At 51.6% G+C, this 18,517-nt stretch carries 16 protein-coding genes; 15 read left to right on the top strand and 1 reads right to left on the bottom strand.

The features are described 5' to 3' along the window. Positions 1-214 precede the first annotated feature (214 nt). A complete protein-coding gene (locus LBJ36_06860) occupies positions 215-1,804 on the top strand; it encodes a DEAD/DEAH box helicase (protein MDR1378760.1) in 1,590 nt (529 codons plus the stop codon). Positions 1,805-1,864: 60 nt separating this feature from the next. Continuing rightward, a complete protein-coding gene (iadA, locus tag LBJ36_06855; protein ID MDR1378759.1) occupies positions 1,865-3,040 on the top strand; it encodes a beta-aspartyl-peptidase in 1,176 nt (391 codons plus the stop codon). Positions 3,041-3,128: 88 nt separating this feature from the next. Here the strand turns inward: iadA and LBJ36_06850 are convergent, their stop codons facing one another. Then, on the bottom strand, positions 3,129-5,066 hold the full coding sequence (locus LBJ36_06850; GenBank protein MDR1378758.1) for a DUF2207 domain-containing protein: 1,938 nt from the start codon (positions 5,064-5,066) through the stop codon (positions 3,129-3,131). Positions 5,067-5,640: 574 nt separating this feature from the next. Here LBJ36_06850 and upp point away from each other — a divergent pair. The 13 genes from upp to LBJ36_06785 all read left to right on the top strand — a co-directional run bounded on the left by upp (position 5,641) and on the right by LBJ36_06785 (position 18,395). Beyond that, entirely contained in the window at positions 5,641-6,744 is a 1,104-nt protein-coding gene (upp, locus tag LBJ36_06845; GenBank protein MDR1378757.1) for a uracil phosphoribosyltransferase, read from the top strand. Next, positions 6,741-7,622, top strand: coding sequence for an undecaprenyl/decaprenyl-phosphate alpha-N-acetylglucosaminyl 1-phosphate transferase (locus tag LBJ36_06840; protein MDR1378756.1), 882 nt, complete (start codon positions 6,741-6,743; stop codon positions 7,620-7,622). Before upp ends, LBJ36_06840 begins: the two co-directional genes overlap by 4 nt. A 6-nt stretch (positions 7,623-7,628) precedes the next feature. Beyond that, the gene (gene wecB / locus LBJ36_06835) at positions 7,629-8,741 is read left to right on the top strand and encodes a UDP-N-acetylglucosamine 2-epimerase (non-hydrolyzing) (protein MDR1378755.1); all 1,113 of its coding nucleotides are present in this window, start codon (positions 7,629-7,631) and stop codon (positions 8,739-8,741) included. Positions 8,742-8,810: 69 nt separating this feature from the next. Then, entirely contained in the window at positions 8,811-9,662 is an 852-nt protein-coding gene (locus tag LBJ36_06830; protein MDR1378754.1) for a bifunctional 5,10-methylenetetrahydrofolate dehydrogenase/5,10-methenyltetrahydrofolate cyclohydrolase, read from the top strand. Continuing rightward, positions 9,659-10,495: a formate/nitrite transporter family protein gene (locus LBJ36_06825; protein ID MDR1378753.1), complete on the top strand. Its 837-nt coding sequence runs from the start codon at positions 9,659-9,661 to the stop codon at positions 10,493-10,495. Before LBJ36_06830 ends, LBJ36_06825 begins: the two co-directional genes overlap by 4 nt. Positions 10,496-10,568: 73 nt before the next feature. Next, positions 10,569-11,180 (top strand): cytidylate kinase-like family protein, encoded by a 612-nt coding sequence (locus tag LBJ36_06820; protein MDR1378752.1) that lies wholly within the window; start codon positions 10,569-10,571, stop codon positions 11,178-11,180. A gap of 186 nt (positions 11,181-11,366) precedes the next feature. Further along, positions 11,367-13,595, top strand: coding sequence for a tetratricopeptide repeat protein (locus LBJ36_06815; protein ID MDR1378751.1), 2,229 nt, complete (start codon positions 11,367-11,369; stop codon positions 13,593-13,595). Between the two features lie 75 nt (positions 13,596-13,670). After that, complete coding sequence (locus LBJ36_06810) at positions 13,671-14,321, top strand: lactate utilization protein (protein MDR1378750.1); 651 nt, start codon at positions 13,671-13,673, stop codon at positions 14,319-14,321. Positions 14,322-14,682: 361 nt separating this feature from the next. Then, entirely contained in the window at positions 14,683-15,678 is a 996-nt protein-coding gene (locus LBJ36_06805) for an asparaginase domain-containing protein (GenBank protein MDR1378749.1), read from the top strand. A gap of 3 nt (positions 15,679-15,681) precedes the next feature. Further along, a complete protein-coding gene (gene der / locus LBJ36_06800; GenBank protein ID MDR1378748.1) occupies positions 15,682-17,004 on the top strand; it encodes a ribosome biogenesis GTPase Der in 1,323 nt (440 codons plus the stop codon). A gap of 220 nt (positions 17,005-17,224) precedes the next feature. Beyond that, the gene (locus tag LBJ36_06795) at positions 17,225-17,416 is read left to right on the top strand and encodes a flagellar biosynthesis protein FliR (protein MDR1378747.1); all 192 of its coding nucleotides are present in this window, start codon (positions 17,225-17,227) and stop codon (positions 17,414-17,416) included. A gap of 200 nt (positions 17,417-17,616) precedes the next feature. Further along, positions 17,617-18,288, top strand: coding sequence for a transposase (locus LBJ36_06790; GenBank protein MDR1378746.1), 672 nt, complete (start codon positions 17,617-17,619; stop codon positions 18,286-18,288). Then, positions 18,285-18,395 (top strand): transposase, encoded by a 111-nt coding sequence (locus tag LBJ36_06785; GenBank protein ID MDR1378745.1) that lies wholly within the window; start codon positions 18,285-18,287, stop codon positions 18,393-18,395. Before LBJ36_06790 ends, LBJ36_06785 begins: the two co-directional genes overlap by 4 nt. Positions 18,396-18,517: the final 122 nt, after the last annotated feature.

The following is an 18,517-nucleotide window of genomic DNA, read 5'->3' as shown; positions in this document are numbered from 1 at the left end:
TGCTTTAGATCTTTTCTTTAGTCGTTAGGTTTTTTCTTTAGGCCTTTGCTTTGTGTCTTTGCTTTAGTTTTTAGGTCTTTTCTTTAGGCCTTTGCTTTGTGTCTTTGCTTTAGTTTTTAGGTCTTTTCTTTAGGCCTTTGCTTTGTATCTTTGCTTTAGTTTTTAGGTCTTTTCTTTAGGCCTTTTATCTAATTCAGAAGAGAGCGATTCGAACATAGAACTTTACAAATGGCAACTGGATGCCTACTCTCGGATACGAGACCAAAGCGCGGTGTTATCCGCGCCTACTGGTGCAGGGAAAACGTTGGTGGCTTACCTTTGGGCAAACCTGTTGAACGTTGACGGTAAAACGCGGCTTCCATCCGCGAGCCGCGTCATTTTTACCGCGCCCATCAAGGCGTTGAGTAATGAACGCTACATGGACCTCAGACGGATGGGGTTCGATGTGGGTATCGAGACTGGCGATTTCAAACGCAACGAAGAAGCCCAGATCATTTGCTGTACACAGGAAATCTACACCATGAAATATACGGACCGAGCCGGACAGATGTTGATCGTGGACGAGTTCCATTACATCTTTAACGACTCCGACCGGGCGCGGACTTACATCGACGGAATAAAAAATACCCACCCTGACACAGCCGTTTTGGTGATGTCCGCCACTCTGGGAGGCGCCAAAAAAGTGGGCCGCTACCTGTCGGAGATTTCGTCCCGTTCTTTTGTCGTTCATGAAAGCCGCGAGCGTATGACGCGCCTTATTTTCGCTCCAGACAAGCCCATGACGCTCCATACTGTTCATGACGCGTTGATTTTTTTGTTCTCCCAAAAAGGAGCCTACGACTTGGCTTTTCAGATCGCTAAAGCCCGTAAACGCCTAACCCGCGAGCACTTGACGCGCCTTGAGGAATTGGCGGAAATCCTGGAGGTGCAAAAGATCCAAATGCCCCTTCTTCATGGAGTGGGAGTGTACCACGGTGGCATGTTCCCCAAAGAAAAACTTCTTGTGGAGTCCGCCTTCAGGGAGCGTTTGCTGGATGTGGTCTGTGGAACCAACGCCTTGGCCTTGGGGGTAAACCTTCCCGCTCAGTACGCCGTGTTCGCCCAACTGGTTCAGTACCATCACGACGAGCCCATCACCAAAAACGAGTTTTTGCAGATGGCGGGTCGGGCCGGGCGGAAGGGGCTATTCGATCCGGGTTTTGTCACCTGGCTCGAAAATTCTCCCTTCGAGCGTCACGGGTTTCAAACAGACGAGGTCTTTCGGACGCTGATGAACAGTCCTCCCGAACAGGCCGTGGTGACTCTGCGGCCTTCTTACGGGAGGCTTTTACGCAAACAGGCGATCCTCGAAGTCGAGGCCGAGTACATTGCCCAGTACTCTATGCCTCCGGGCGACGCGTCCATCGTGACGGGTTTTCTTCACGCGGGGCTACGCAAAATCGACCGTGTGGTCCGCAAACTGGTACACGGTCATGATCGCAATCGCTACCGCTCCATTTTAGCCTCGATATGGTACGATGAAATGGAGATTGATGAAAACTTGGAAATGGCGATGTTGTTTTTCGAGGAACCAACGCCCAACGCGTTATTGGCCGCTCAGATGGTTTTACCTTACGAACGCAACTACCTTCAGGCTCTTTTAAAGATCAAGCGATTTGCCAACCGTCTGCCCAAAGGCTACCGTTTCCGCGGATTGGACGAGTTGAACAATACGGTGGACGAAATTGACCCGACGATCTATGGTTTCGAGCGCAAACTGGACGAAATTGACGAAGGGCGTCAGATTTTCAACGTAACCGAGTAACCGACTCCAAGTGAAGCGTTGAATCGACGATAGGCCGCGACAGAGGACGGGGGATCGTGGATGGTTCTGTTACTTAAAAACGGAGAGGTTTACTCGCCTGATTACTTAGGAATTGCGGATGTTCTCGTTTTGAACGGACAAATCGCGGCAATTGATAGAGGCATCGACTTCACCTGCGCGGGAATAGACGTGGAGGTGCGGAACCTGCGCGGCATGAGGTTGATTCCCGGTTTTATCGACAATCATGTCCACATCATCGGAGGCGGCGGCGAGGCTGGCTTTCATAGCCGAACGCCTGAAGTGACCCTCTCTGCCGTCACGGAAAGCGGAATCACGACACTGGTGGGCGTCATCGGCACGGATGGCACTACCCGCCACATGGAAACGCTGTTGGCCAAGGCCAAAGGATTGATGCGAGAGGGAATAACGGCCTATATTTACACGGGCTCCTACGAGTTGCCGCTGATCTCGCTAACGGGTTCGACGCGGCGGGATATCGTTATCGTGGACGAGGTCATCGGTACGGGAGAGATCGCTATATCCGATCATCGTTCGTCGATACCCACAATGGAGGAGCTGATCCGCATCGCCGTGGATACCCGCCTCGGAGGGATGCTCAGTGGCAAAGCCGGAGTGGTGAATCTTCACATGGGTAGTGGCAAAGAGGGATTTAGCGGCATTTTCAAAATTTTGAAAGACACGGAAATTCCTATAAGGCACTTTCTGCCCACTCACGTAACGCGTAGCCGAGATCTTTTCGAGCAGTCGATGATTTTCGCGGCTTTGGGCGGTATCATCGACATAACAGCCGGCATGAGCGAATCGAACGGCTTTGCCGGGGCTGTGCCCATCGCGGAGGCCATCAATCTTTGCCTGGAGAAGAGAATCCCCATCGACAACATCACCATCAGCTCCGACGGCAATGGCAGCATGGCCGTGTTTGACAAGACCGGTAAAGTGGAACGTTTGATTGTCACGAAGCTCTCCGGCCTGCAAAAAGAGTTGAAGTCCATGGTCGCCAGTGGCTTGGATCTGTCTATGGCCCTGAAACCCCTTACTTCCAACGTGGCCAGAGTCTTGATGTTGCCCACCAAAGGGCGTATCGAGGTAGGTTGCGACGCGGACTTCGCGGTCCTGGATGGAGACATGAACATCAACTTAGTCATCGCCCGGGGACGGGTAATGGTGGAGTCCGGCAAGGCTACCGTCCGCGGAACCTTCGAGTCCGTCATATAGTCTCATATAGTCTCATATAGTCTAGAGATAAATATCTATTCATATTTCATATTCGCGGAACACGACTGACTTTAGTCGTGGGAGTATGTCAATCGGACAAATCGGACAAATCGGACAAAAACGTTTTTATTGCCTCCCCCAGTTCGTAGGTCAACGTGTAGTGCTCCGCGCCGCTACTGAGGCTATGGGATGCATTGGTGTGCCATTTCGCCCGATGCCTCAGCGGGGAGATCAAAGGGTCGTATCGAGCGATCAACGGCTGCTCTAGGCCAAGCGCGTAGGCGTAAGGGAGAAGACTCTCGAATTTTTCGATATTGTCCTGCTCCCTGAGCTCCGCCCGGCTCCCCAGTCCCAGTTGAAACCCTTCTATTTCTCCCAGAAGTTTTTGTCCTTCCTCGGAGCGGCTAGGAGCTATTTCCCAAAAGAAGCCGATAACGGCGATGCTGCCGGCCAAGGTGGCGATACTCAAGGAGTCCATCCCTTGCTGATGGAGGAGAGTCAGAGAGCAGGCGCAGAAGAAAAGAGGAATCCCCGTGCGCAGAATGAACATGGGGGTGCTTTGCCTCCACAGCGTCTCCCCACCGAGAAGGGGAGTCAGGAAAAAAAGAGGGGCCATGAAAGCCAAGGCGTGTTCACTGCTGGGCTCTATACCGCCCACGCCCTGGGAGAGGTTCTGGAACATAATAAACCCCGTGTAGGCTTCAAAACAAACGAGCCCCAATACCCATCGTCCCATGTGCTGAAAAAAGAAACGTTTTCCTACATCCGAAAAACTTCGAATCAACGCGCGAAACGCGGTTTTCAAACGGGCGGCACAGCTTTCGTCCAGAACGACCGGCTCTCCTCCTTGGGCGAACAAGTTGTGTAACAAAATTTTTTCTGTAGCGGTCAAAGCCGGAGAGTTCAAAGAAGAGTCGTTCGGTCTCAGCCGATATTTACGGCTCATCATACGCTCCAACGTCGAGTAGTAGCTTTGTCTGACCGGAGTTTTCCTTTCATCCTTCCTTTCATCCTTCTTTCCGTCGGCGGCGTCTTCGGCGTTGTCTAGGCGAATGTAGCCCTTGACGGCCAGGTTAAGGATTTCCGCAGTCAGGATCCGCGCGCTCGGACGCATGTCGCGAAGGTAACGCAGAAGCCCAGGAGAAAGGTTCGCCGGAGGGATTACGCTCAAAGGCGCGGTCTGGCGCTTGAACAGACGACCGTAGGCCCACCAAGTATAGGCATAGTAAATCGTTAAAAGGATCATAGCACCCAAATCCAAGTAACGCCAGGGGGAAACATTCTGGTGCGTCCCCATCACAAATCCCTTGTCCCAAGACATGTAGAGTGTAAAGTCACTTCCCTCCGGCAGCTCCGCCGTGGTCGAAAGGGCGCCTGGCCTTTCGGTGTGGATGCTCTCTCCTCGATCAAGAGTGCTCATATGTCCAGTAAAAAGCCCAAACGCGGGGCCTTCTTTTTCTGTCGACTCTGGATCGGGCAACTTCACCTCCACCGAGATCCGTAGAATCGGGCAGGAACTTCCCTGCACCAGGTTCCAAATCAGTAAGTCCTGGTCGGCGGGCATTCCTTCAAGGGAGTATTCTTGGGCGTTTTCGGGGTCGAAAAAAGAGATCATGTTGATCAGCTCGTACTTCAGTTTGAAGACATGCCTTCCCCACATCGGCGCCGACATAAAGCCTCCGCCTCTGCGAGCCAGAGTCAATCTCAGGCTGTCGGTTCTGCGTTGTATGTCCGTTTTCGCGGGCTGCCCGTCCAGGGTGGCATCCAGCAACACGAAACCCGTCTTGTTTTTTTCGTAGCCGTCTCGGACGTAGCGCCTGGAGATCCCTCGCGTCAGGTCCTCGGAGAGAGGCAGTCCGTCGAAAAACACAATCAAAGTCTCTTCCACAGAAAGAATACTGCCCTTCGTCACCGTGGCGAGAACTGATAAGTCTTCTATGACGGTCCCTTCTCCACAGGCCTTACCCGGCGTTACAGCGATGAGCGAAAAAATCCCCGCCATCGCGAACACTATCGAAAACCTCACTGAAAACCGCATCACTGAAAACATCATCGCTGAAAACCTCATTAAAAGGAAGTGTCCAGATCCCTGGGACAGGAATCGTTTTTTCAGTTTTATGCCGTTCCCTCCCTTTTGTATTTTGTGATAATTCTACTCCAAAAACAAGCGTTTTACGTGCTCTTTTTTTATGTTAAACTCTTCAGCTAAAACAGAGCTTAGGGGAGATCGCTGCCGTGGATGATAAGGGAGATTGCTTCTAGCTTTACTAATTAGGATATAGAGTATAATATGGTGTTATGGATAAGATATATAGTTCAAGGCAAGAAGATACTTTGTGTCTTGCTGTATGGAAGAGTTCACCTTAACTTCAACAGAGCCTGATTTTGATGGAATAGGTGTTGATTGAGGTATTAAAGAAACAGCTACCGTTTCTAACCATATACCGTTTCTAACCATATAGGTTTTTGGCAATATAAACAAGAAAATTTATCAGAAGAAGATTCAGAAGATCGCTGCGGCCGCATGCCTTCGCTCTTGGATCATTCGCGTAGGACTGTGATATGATTTTGACAACATCGCGGAAGGTGCGTGAAAGAAAATGATTGTGGCGATTGGATGCGACCATGGAGGCTTTCCTTTGAAATCCGCTGTAACGAGTTTTTTCGAGGGCAAAGCCGAGGTGTTAGATTGCGGTGTCTTTAGGGGAGAGCAAAGCGATTACCCGGATATCGCATTGAAAGTGGCGAGGGCCATCTCCAAGGGAGAAGCGGACAGGGGAGTGCTCTTGTGCGGAAGGGGGATAGGCATGGCTATAGCCGCCAACAAAATTGGCGGAATACGCGCCGCCGCGTGTAACGATGTCGAAAGCGCGCGATTGGGCAAGGCTCACAACAACTTGAATATCCTCTGTATGGGAGGGCGTGTCCTGCCACCCGAAAACGCCCGCGCAATTTTGAGCGCCTGGTTCGATACCCCGTTCGAGGGAGGGCGTCACCTGGTTAGGATCAACAAGATCGCCGCGGCTGAATCCTCGACGCTTTCCGTCGTTTCGGCAAAAGAAGAAGGTCGAGAGGAAGGCCGGGTGGTGATTTTCAATCATCCCCTGGTGCAACACAAAATCGGCATCATCCGCGACAAAAACACCAACGTCAAAGAATTTCGCGAAATGGCCCAGGAGATCACCGGTCTTATGGTGTACGAGATCACGAGAAACCTTCCTCTGGTCGATGTGGAGGTGGAAACACCTGTGGCGCCAACGACGGCCCGTACTCTTGCAGGAAAAACACCGGCTGTCGTGCCCATTCTGCGCGCGGGGCTTGGCATGGTGGATGGTCTATTGCAGCTCATCCCTAACGCCAAGGTGGGACACATCGGTCTCTACAGAAATCCCGATACCCTCGAACCCGTGGAGTACTATTGCAAACTGCCCTCGGACATAGAAGAAAGAGACATTTTCGTGGTGGATCCCATGCTGGCCACGGGAGGTTCTGCCGCAGCAGCCATTTCTCTCATCAAAAAACGAGGCGGCCGGAAGGTTTCCTTGGTCTGCTTGATCGCGGCTCCGGAGGGGATCAACAAAGTTCGGGAAAACCACCCTGAGACAGATATCTTCATCGCGGCGTTGGACAGCCGCCTAAACGATCACGGTTACATCGTGCCAGGACTCGGCGACGCCGGCGACAGGCTTTTTGGCACGAAATGAACGTTCGGTTGGTATTGATGGGGCTCTTCGGCTTTTTCTGGGGAGGGTTCATCACTCCCCTTTCCATCCGACTCGCCCACGACTACCGGATCATGGACCTCCCCGGCGGTCGGAAGATTCACCGTGAGAGCACCCCGCGGGGCGCGGGTTTGGGACTGTGGACCGGCTATCTCCTGTGGGCTCTTTACTTCGTGCCCGATATGCTCCAGATCCGTTACAGTGCCACGGCCGCCACCTTAATTTTCTTCTGCGGCTATATGGACGACATGAAGTCCATGAGTCCCTTTATCCGCTTGGCGGTCCACCTGCTGGCGGCTTTTCTGGTGACTTTGCCCTTACCTTTACCAGCCATCCCCTGGTTTGTGTGCGTTATCTGGATCGCGGGGGCCACAAGCGCGTACAACTTCATTGACGGCATCAACGGTCTTTGCATCTCCATTTTCATCTCCTCCGCAGCGGCACTCTGTTTCGTGGGAGGCGCGTTTTTTGGGGTGGTAGGCGCGGCCATCGCCCTGGGGATTTTTTGCTGGAACTTTCCGATGGCCCAGACCTTTCTGGGCGACGGGGGTAGCACTCTTCTGGGTTTCCTGTTTGCCTCTCACTTCGTGATATGCGCGTCTCCTGCCTTGGCCCGGATAGGACTGCACGAACTCATCCTTTTGCTTCTGTTGCTAGGGGGAGTCCCCGTTTTGGATACCTTGATTGCTTTCAGCCGCCGGATTTTGAGGGGAAAATCTCCCTTTTACCCGGACAGAGGGCACCTTCACCACCACCTCATGGAGTGGACGCGCTCCCCATTCTGGTCCGTGACCTGCCTGGTGGTGTTGCATGCGTGTTTTCTCCTGCTAGGTGTGATGGCTTACGCGAAAGTGTTGTAAACCCTTATGAAAGCAAAAATTAAAATTACCTGTGTTGTGGGAACGCGACCGGAAGCCATCAAAATGGCTCCTCTTATTTTGGCTTTAAAAGAAGATCCTGTTTTTGAAACACGACTTCTCTCCAGCGGACAACACACAGATATGTTATCTCAGGCGCTGGGACATTTCGGAATAACGGCTGACATGGACCTGGCCGTTATGAGAGACCGGCAGACCCTCGATTACGTTACCTCCGCTGTTTTAGAGGGTGTGGGGGCATTTTTGGACTCGGCTCCTCATGATTTGCTGCTGGTCCACGGGGACACGACCACGACATTCGCCGCTGCCTTGGCTGGGTTCTACAGAAAAATTCCCGTGGGGCACGTGGAGGCGGGGCTACGGAGCCACGACCTAGCTTGTCCATTCCCAGAAGAGGCGAACCGCGTTCTCACCGACCAGGTCTCTACCCTTTATTTCGCCCCAACCCCTCTGTCGGCTCAAAATCTGCGGGCGGAGGGAGCGGGGAGCGCGCGGGTGTTCGTCACGGGGAATACGGTGATCGACGCACTTTTTTGGACTTTGAAGCGGGGAATGGAAACGAGTTTTCTAAACGATATACCCCACGGCAGCCCCTTGATTTTGATGACCGCCCACAGACGCGAGTCCTGGGGAAAACCGCTTCTAGAGATCTGCGGCGCCGTTCGGGGGATTTTGGAAAAACACCCCGACCTCCAGATACTGATTCCCCTCCATAAAAACCCCACGGTCAGGGACACGCTACAGGAGGCGCTGAAGGGCTGTACGAGAGTGATCTTCACAGAACCTTTGGACTACCCTGAATTTGTGGCCGCAATGAACCGCAGCCTTTTTATTATGAGCGATAGCGGCGGCGTCCAAGAAGAAGCCTCCGCCCTCGAAAAACCGGTGTTAATTTTGCGAGAGCTCTCCGAGCGTCCAGAGGCTCTGGAGACAGGAACAGGCGTGTTGGTCGGAACAGATCGAAAACGGATCGAGAGAGAGGCATTGTGCCTGCTGGAGGACGAGTCTTATCGTCGATCTTTTATGGGCCGGGGAATGCCCTTTGGTGACGGAAAAGCCTCCCAGCGAATCGTGCACATCATCAAAAATTATTTCGCGTGAAATTGTTTCGCGTGAACAGGAAAAATTGATCTACGGATATATAGGGAGGAGATTTTCATCGCGACGTTATTGAAGGGTGCCGAAGTGGTCGCGAAGCTAAATGCGGCGATCAAGGAAGAAGTGAGATTATTGAGGGCAAGAAATATCTTGCCAGGGTTGGCTATCGTTCGTGTGGGTGAACGGGAGGGCGACATCGCTTACCAGCGCGGGGCGACAAAGCGCTGTTCATCCTTGGGGGTGGAGGTGAAAAGCCTCGTCCTGCCCACGACCGTCACGCAGGAGGAGGTGTTGCACGTCGTGGACAGCCTCAACGAGGACGCCTCTATTCACGGTGTATTGTTGCTCCGCCCGCTGCCAAAGCATATCGATGACGAGGTGATTCGCAACAGGCTTCTGCCGGCTAAAGACGTGGACGGCATCACCGACGCATCCATCGCTGCCGTGTTTACGGGGAGCATCAACGTCGGTTTTCCTCCCTGCACTCCCCAGGCTTGCGTGAAAATTCTCGATCACTACGGCGTTGACCTGAAGGGCAAAAGGGTGGTGGTCGTGGGGCGCAGTTTGGTTGTGGGCAGGCCGGTGGCTATGATGCTCTTGGGCAAAAACGCCACGGTCACAGTGTGCCATTCGGGAACCAAAAACATGTCCGCCTTATGCCGGGAGGCCGACGTGTTGGTTGTAGCTATCGGCAAGGCCAGAATGATCGATCAAGATTACTTTTCCCCAGGGCAAATGGTGATTGATGTGGGGATCAACGAGGACGAGAACGGCGTTTTGTGCGGAGACGTCAACTTTACCGACGCGGAAAAAATTGTTGACGCCGTCACCCCAGTTCCGGGCGGTGTTGGGAGCGTCACCACCACCCTATTGGCCGAACATGTGACGCAGGCGGCCAAGTGCATTGGAGGGCGCGGAGCGTGAACGCGCCGCAGTTGTTGACGCCTGTCGAAATCATCACGGATTACGCAGAGATCGGCGCAAAAAAAGCGGCGAGTCCCACGGGAAAACTATTCCTGTTGGGTATTCTCGCGGGCTTTCTGATTGGAATGGGCGCAGCGGTGACCAACACGGCCGCTCACGCCATCGTGAACGTATCTGTCGCCCGGGTAATCAGCGGTCTGCTCTTTCCCTTCGGACTGGGCGTCGTGATGCTGATAGGCGCAGAGCTGTTCACGGGCAACTGTATGATTCCTATTTCCTTATTGGAAGGCAGGAGCACCATAAAAGGGATGTTGAGAAACTGGGTGATAGTGTACTTGGGCAACTTTGTGGGGGCTGTCTTGTTGGCCGCTAGCTGCGCTTATTCTGGACAGATGAACTACTCCGACGGCGGTCTGTCCGTCTACACCATCAAAGTAGCGGCGGCTAAGTGCGCTGTGGGGTTCATTCCCGCCATGCTGCTGGGTGTCTTGTGCAATGTGTTGGTGTGTCTGGGTGTCTTGTGCAGCTTGTCCGCCAGAGACAGCGCAGGCCGCGTCCTGGGAGCATATATTCCCGTAGTCTTTTTCGTCATCTGCGGCTTCGAGCACAGCGTGGCAAACATGTACTATATCCCCGCGGGGCTTTTTGCGATGGACGTTCCCGTTTACGCGGCGAAGGTGTCGGGGGCGGGTGTCGATGTGGCGGCGTTGACTTGGGGGAAATTCTTCATGAGTAATCTGCTGCCGGTAACGGTGGGCAACGTCTTGGGCGGCGTTGGACTAGGCGCGTTGTTGTGGAAGTGTTATCTGGCAAAGGCGGGGACGCTGACTTAATGAAATGCTACGCGAAACGTATCTACTTGTTATAAGTAGGTATTAGTACGCTGAAAGGATCGGAGAAACGACCATGGACGACTTGGTGATCACTATCGGCAGAGAATTCGGCAGCGGCGGCAGGCAGGTCGGCGAAAAACTAGCCGAAGAACTGGGGATTGGGTTTTACGACAAATCTTTGATTCACCTAGCTGTGGCTAAAAGCGGGCTCGATCCCATCACGATCGAAAAAGCGGAGGAAGAGGCCACCAGTCGATTTTTGTTCTATCTAGCCATAGGGGGCTACGTCTCGTCGGGAATTTTCTCCCAGGTCAACATTCCCATCAGCGATCAAGTTTATTTTGCGCAGTCGAAGGCTATTGAGGAATTGGCGAGCCAAGGGAGCTGCGTCATCATTGGGCGGTGCGCTAACTATATCCTCCGGAACCACCCCAAGTGCGTGAAAGTGTTCATCTACGGGTCGGTGAAAGACAAACTGCGGCGCATCGTGGAAGAATACGGTATCCCGCGGGAGGAGGCCGAGTCGAAAATGACCAAGATGGACAAGGGACGCGCCAATTATTACCAACATTACACGGACGAGGTTTGGGGGAATGTGCGGTCTTACGATCTCGCGATTAACACCAGTTCCACCGGCATTGACGGCGCGGTGACACTCATTCAGACCTTGGTCAAAAATCGCTAACCGTTCAGGCCCTTTTTGTTCGATTCTCACCTGGTATCTGAGCTTGAATAATTAAGTTTTGTTTTGGCCTTAAAAAAGTTGCAGTTGACCACTCGTATTGATAAACTCTTCCTGAGGTGATTGGATGTGAGGAAGAATCTGGAGGACTGGCTCAGAGGCGGAGCGTGGCAAGCATCCTTATTTGTGATGGATTATGCTGCCATGCTTGATAAAACTCGTGAGGAGGACTACCCTGTTGTTCCGCTTCTGGTTGTGCCTCCTCCTTCTAGCGAGATTTTTTCCGTCGCCGAGGTTAAAGTAAGCCCGGTGAAGGAGGTTGTGCTTGGAAAAACCACACCTAAGGGAAACTCGATTGAAGAAGATATCAAAGAAGATAAAGGAAATATTAAAGGAAATATAAATATTGAAGAAGACATTAAAGAAAATATCGAAGAAAATATCGAAGAAGATATCAAAAAAGATATCAAAAAAAATTCAATACAGGAAAACTTAATTGAAGAAAACTTAATTGAAGAAAATTCAATTGAAGAAAATTCAATTAAAGAAAGCCTGATTGAAGAAAGCCCGATTGAAGAAAGCCTGATTGAAGAAAGCCTGATAAAGAAAAGTTCGATGGAGGAAGACATCTCCGTGGCGGCTTATCAAAGAAAATTCGATGATGAACCAGGCATGGAAACACAAACATCAACATCTTCCGAGGAGCCTGAACCCCTCGCCACTCCGGAGATAATTTCTCTTTCCGATGGTTCCGATATTTCCGACCTTGCCGATGTGGGTTCTGGTGTTTTTGGCGATTCCCTCGACAAGATTTTTCCAGTCTCTGACGATTCTACGCTTCCATCCCACGAAACCCACGAAACCCACGAAAAAAGCGGGGAAACTGAAAAAAGCGAAAAAAACGGTGATCGCGATGAAACGCATGATAAAATTCACGACGAAAATCACGGTAACGACAGTGAGAAATACGCCATGTGGAGATCTGCGGAGAGAGAAGCGCTTCATCTCGCTCAACAGATGCAGGACACCGAGCCGATGAGACGCGTTTCCCCTTTGTATAGGCGTAGCGGCTTCCGAGGGAACCGCGGACGTTTTTTGGTGTTGTGCGCTTTCTCGATCCTGATTATTGGGACGCTCTTTACGGTGTACCATCATTGGAAGCGCAACTCCTACGATTTTCTCATGGGGGAAGCCCTGACGTTTTATGGTCAGGAGCAATACGAAGCCGCCTTTGAAATGTATCAGCGGGTGGTGGGGCGCTACGCTGGGAGGATCGAGCCTTTGTTGGGCACGGCTCGCGCCGCCGAACATATCGGACGAGTGGAGGATGCGGTGGCGGCCTACCAGGCCAGCTTGAAGTTCTTCTCTGAGAGCGAGGCGCCGGCTCGTTCCGGGGTATTTTACGAAATCGGGCGTCTTTACTCCAGTCTGAAGGCATGGGACAAAGCCCAATCCAGCTTCAAGGAGGCTGCGGCGATCGATCCGACCAGCTATAGCGTTTATTTCGCGCTGGCCATCGTCTTGGAGGAGCAGGACGACCTCCAGGCGGCCTCTGAGGCCTATAGCCGGATGCTTGATCTGAGCCCCTCCTCTGACGTTGCCCGGAAGGCCATCAGGCGGATTTCTCTCATCTTAGCCGCGCGGGAAGAGGAGCAAAAGGTTCGAGCCGTGACGCAAAAGTTCGAGCAAGCCATGAGAGAGGGCACGGCGGCTTTGGAGTTGAAAAAATACGAAGACGCTTCTCGGTATTTCTCAGAGGCGTTGTCGGTTTACAGCAACGACGTGAATGCTTGGATAGGTTTCGCCGACGCTCGCAACGAACTGGGCGATAGAGCCGGGGCAATTAAGTCCCTGCAAAGAGCGTTGACATATCAACCGGACCACGACGAGGCCAAGACCAAGCTGGCTGAGTTGGAGGTGCAAAACAGAAGACGCCAGCCTCCCAAGAGAAATACGTCGCCGCGCAGCTTCAGAAGAAACACGCGTTTCCAAGCAAAACCTGTTGCCAATAAAGTGGCCTCAGCGGTTTCCCCAGTTTTTTCCGTCTCTGCCGTGGAATCCGTCACACGAGAAGGCCTCTTCAACGAAGGAGTCGATCACTATCGGGAGGGAAACTATAGCCAAGCGTTCGAGATGTTTCTGGCTTGTTTGAGTTTTGAGGGGAACGGTGATAATAAGAATAATCCTTTGCCCTCCGGTTCTTTGGCTGGCGATGTGGGGCCTCTGTGGAAGGACTTTCAGACGATATTGAATGTTCCCTCTGAGGCTAGGCTTCTCGCCGAGGCCGTTTACTTTAACCCGGTGGATCGAAGTCTTTACGTGAATCTTTCTATGGCGGGGGCGAAAATGGGCATCGATAGGAAAACGTTGCGCACGGCTTTAGAGCGCGTTCATCTTCACGCTCTGGAGCGGCAGTAAGGAAACAATCCATGCCTCGCGTTGGGCTTGGGGGCCTCGGAAGGCAGGATAATTATACAAATGGGGGCGTTAAAAATGAGCGATCCTTTCGGTGACGCGCGGGCAAAAGCGCGTGAAATCCTGGGGCAATCCGTGGTCAAAGCCCTAAAGGCAAAAGGATATGAGGCGACCTATGTTCCTTCAAAAGAGGCGGCGCTGGAAGAGGTGTTGAAGCTGATCCCCGGGGGAACATCAGTAGGCGTTCCTGGAACGGTGACGGTTAGGGAGATCGGAGCTATGGAAAAGTTGGCGGAGCGAGGGTGTACAATATACCACCATTGGAATCCCGCTTTATCGCCTGATGAACGTTCCAAAGTTTTAATGGACGAGTATTGCGCGGACTATTTTCTGACAAGCGCCAACGCCATTACCAAGGATGGTAAGATTGTAAATATCGACGGCAACGGCAACCGTGTCAGCGCTATGGCCTGGGGGCGCAATACACTGATTTTCGTTATTAGCGTCAACAAGGTGGTCGCGGACTTGGACGCGGCGGTCGTGAGGGCTCGGACGGCGACGCCGCCCAATGTTTTGCGCTTAAATGGAAATACGCCTTGTACCCAAACGGGCTACTGCGTGGATTGCGATTCTCCAGCACGCATCTGCCGGGCTCTTTTGATTTTGGAAAGACCGAATGTGAGCAGGAAAACACATGTTATTATGGTCGGTGAGGATTTAGGGTTCTAAGCCCGGGTATAGTCGATCAACTCCTGGGCTGGAGATCTCGGAATATGGAAAAGTAGTTATCAATGTCAATGAGGAATATCAATGAGAAATGTCAATGAGGCTTCTACCTCTAAAGCCTGTTCGTGGAATGGAGTAATCAAAAAGATTGGAAGCGCTAAGTTGATCAAAGAGGGATATCGACTAGGGATATCAAAGAGGGAAGTATTGTTGTAGATCGAAACTACAACGGTGCTCGTGGTATCTTTCTACGAGCTTTGTGAGATTTAGCTTTTTCTTTGGCTTTATAGTCAAAGAAATACTATGCGAAATGTATCTACTTGTTATAAGTAGGTATTAGTACGTTGAAAGGATCGGTAGAAGTGTGGCAAACAGAGATAAGATCGCGTTGATTTTGGCGGGTGGACAGATTATCCAGAAACATGTCCCCATCGAACTGGAAACGAGAGTTCTGGAGGAAGAAGAGATCGTCGCGCTTTTTCCGGAGGCGATGAGGGAAAAAATCTACATAGTGGACTGGAGCTACCAGCCTATTTCTCATTATACTCTACGCATGTGCAGCGACATGATTCAAGTGGCGGGGGCTCAGGTGGAGGCGGGGGCTAGTGGCATTGTCATCACCTGCGGAACACAAGCCTTGACGGAGATGGCGTATTTCTCCAACCTGGTTTGGAGCTATCCTCAGCCCCTCGTTTTCACCGCGTCCATTAACTACGCGAATAGCCTCGGTTCCGAAACGGCGTTGTTTTTTTCTCAATCTGTGCGCGCTGCGGAATCGCGTACCTGCTGGGGGCAGGGCGCTCTCGTCTGCTTGCAGGATAAACTTTACCCGGCCGCGGAGCTCGTACACCTGTCCAACGACAACCGCAACGGGTACGTTGCCATACCTGGCGGTCCCGTCGCGAAGTTCTCCGAGCCCGAGGGCGTTTTAACGCCTATCCGCACTCTCCGCCGAGGCAAGATCATGGATATCACCACTCCTCCCGCCCGCAACGTGGAAATTCTCGATGCCTCCCTAGGAGGGGGCGATGTTTTGCTGAATGCTCTTTTGGATGGGCGTGTTTCTGAGGTAGATGGGCTTGTGGTTTCGTCCTTCGGGGGAGGCGACGTCCCACCCTCGTGGGTCTCTCTTCTGCGCAAGGTTATGCGCGCCGAGGTTCCTGTCGTTCTCGCCTCGCGTTGTATGGCGGGGCGTGTTATATCGGGGCTCGATTTCGAGGGCAGCGCGAAACGCCTTCTGGAAATGGGTTTGATCAGCGCGGGGGATTTGATGCCCTTGCAGGCGCGCATCCGGTTGGCGGTGGGGCTGGGGGCGGAATTGCGGGACCAGGATCTACGGTCCTATATGCTCAATGAGTAATCGATGCCTATTGTAGCCGTTGTCGGAAGACCCAACGTAGGTAAGTCATCCCTTTTCAATCGTATGATCGGGCGTCGTGAGGCTATCGTGGACGATGTTCCCGGTGTGACCCGCGATCGCCTTTACGGTGAGGTCCAATGGCGGGAGCGATCTTTTTACGCGGTGGACACCGGGGGCATCAAGGGGGAAGAAACCTCTTTTAGCGCGGGTATCGAGACCCACGTGAAGGCGGCCTTGGCGGAGTGCGATCTGGCCGTTATGGTCGTGGACGGAACGTTAGGCATCGTAACCCCGGACGAAGACGTGGCGCTCCTTTTGCGACGTAGCGGACGCCCGGTGATTGTGGTCGTCAATAAAATCGACGATCCTCGTCACGAGGTTCGTATTGCCGACGCTTATGCCCTGGGCTTCGACGACGTGGTCGGGGTGAGCGCCTTGCACAAGCGTAACCTGGACGAACTGCTGGACCTGATTCTCGACAAACTGCCGGAGACAGAGGAGCCCTACCAGGAGAATGAGATCCGCGTTTCCATCGTGGGACGTCCCAATGTGGGTAAATCCAGCCTTTTGAACAAACTGGCGCGCGAAGAACGGTCTCTCGTCAGCCCCATCGCAGGCACCACGAGAGATCCTGTAGACACGCTGGTGGTTTTGGAGGGCCGCAAGTTCAGGTTGATCGACACGGCGGGCTTGCGCAAAAAGAGCCGGATGGATTCTGACCTGGAATACTATTCCTTCGTGCGAACTCTGACGGCGGTGGATCGGTCGGACGTGGCCCTTCTTCTCATGGAGGCCGACGAACCCTGTACCGATTCCGATAAAAAAATCGCGGCCCACGTGGTGGAAAAAGGCCGAGGATTGCTCCTGCTGATCAATAAATGGGATTTGTTGGCGAAAAAAGACAAGATGGGAGATAAGATGGCCGCCAAAATCCGTGATGAAATGCCTTTTCTGTCTTGGGCGCCGCTTTTGTTCATCTCGGCTTTGAACAGCAGAGGCCTCCAGAAAATCCCCGGCGCCGCGATAGAGGTTTTTGAAAATCGCCGACATCGTATCCCGACTAACGTTTTGAATCGTCTGATGCGGGATGTTCTGGCTTTCGACCGATTGCCCTCGAACAAACGGGGAAAAGCTCTCAAAATCTATTATTGTTTACAATCGAGCGTCGAGCCTCCGACTTTTGTGTTTTTCGTCAATGACCCCGAAATCGTGGATAATGGGTTTGAAAACCATATTCAAAAAGAACTGCGTGCTCTAGGGGAATTTTCCGGGAGCCCTATCCGAACCTACTGGCGCGGTAAACCCCCCTTCCCCGCAATAACTTAAAACTATACTCGTGGACGCCTCTGGAACGGCGGTACCTCTATCTGGACAACCTGGGGGGTTACATATAGTGGATAATTAAATATTAGTTTCTAATTATATACTTAACAAGGTATATATATGCTATAATATAGCTATTATGGCGGTATTATACACGGTGTACCAAGTCGCATAGGAAACAGGGTTGAGTATTGGAACTCTTAGAAGGTGGGAACAAGCTGTTATGCCGGAGAGCAATGTTTATGCCTTGATGGGTTTGGCGTCTTTTGGAATGGCGCTTCTGGTGGCCAGGTTGACGGTGCGAATACAAAGAGGCGAACTTCCAGGGGGGCCTCTTTGGGTCTTTTATTTGCGCACATTTCTTGGTTTTCTCTTCGCCGCCGCCATTGTTTTTGGCTACCGATCTTTTTTATGACGCCATTGGGGAGTTCAGACACCAAGAGGCCGTCGTAGAGTATAAAGATAAGTATCTATTCGTTAATTTATTTATATTAATTTGCATCAGACTCCTTCTTATTTGCCGCGTCTCGCGTCGCATATGGCTTTCAAGCTATAAAGAATAGAACTACAATGACTTCCGCGACTACTCTCAAAGAGCGTCGCGCCTTTGTCGATATGACGATATACAAGATCCCAATCTCCCATATTGAGCGCTGTATCCGCGGCGTGAGCGTGAAAGTGGCTATGTCCCTAGAGTCTGATTCTGATGGAATAGGTGTTGATTTAGGAATTAAAGAAACAGCTACGGTTTCTAACCACCAGGTTTTTAGCAATATAAACAAAGCACCCAGAGTTAAGAAATTAAAACGCAGGCTTAAACGAGAACAACGTAAATTTTCTCGAAAAATTAATTATAGAAAGAAGGTGAAAGCTGCTACTGGAAAATTTACGAACCTATATAAACAGCGTATTAAAGTCCAGAAAGCCTACTACAGACTTGATTGTGTAAAAAAAGACTATATCAACAAAATAATCTGTGCACTGGTGATGACCAAGCCAGCCTATATCACAATCGAGGACCTTAATATTCTTGGAATGATGAAAAACAGGCATCTCTCAAAGGCTATAGCGGAACAGGATTTTTACTGTTTTAAAAGCAAGCTGGCAGAGAAATGTAAGAGGCACAGCATAGAGCTTAGAGCCGCTGACCGATTTTTTCCTTCATCTTTTTTCCTTCATCTTTTTTCCCTCATCTTTTTTCCCTCATCGAAGATGTGCTCAAATTGTGGGGCTATAAAGTGGGGTTTAAAGAAGGATTTTAAGCAAGGATTTGAAGCAAGGATTTGAAGCTCAGTGACCGTGTCTATATCTGCCAAGAATGCGGGTTGAAAATAGACCGCGATTTGAACGCGGCTATGAACCTAAAGTATTGTAAACACTATAAAGTAGTGTAAAGCCGTGGGCTACACGGGAATTTAAGCCTTTGGACTTCCATACAAACTTGAGTAGCTTTGGCGAAAGAGGGAAGGATGAAGAAGGAAAAATCTGGACTATTACACATTTGTGTAGGTTTTCA

The organism is Synergistaceae bacterium, assembly GCA_031267575.1.
Classification (GTDB): domain Bacteria; phylum Synergistota; class Synergistia; order Synergistales; family Aminobacteriaceae; genus JAIRYN01.
This window is presented reverse-complemented; position numbering and strand designations above follow the sequence as displayed.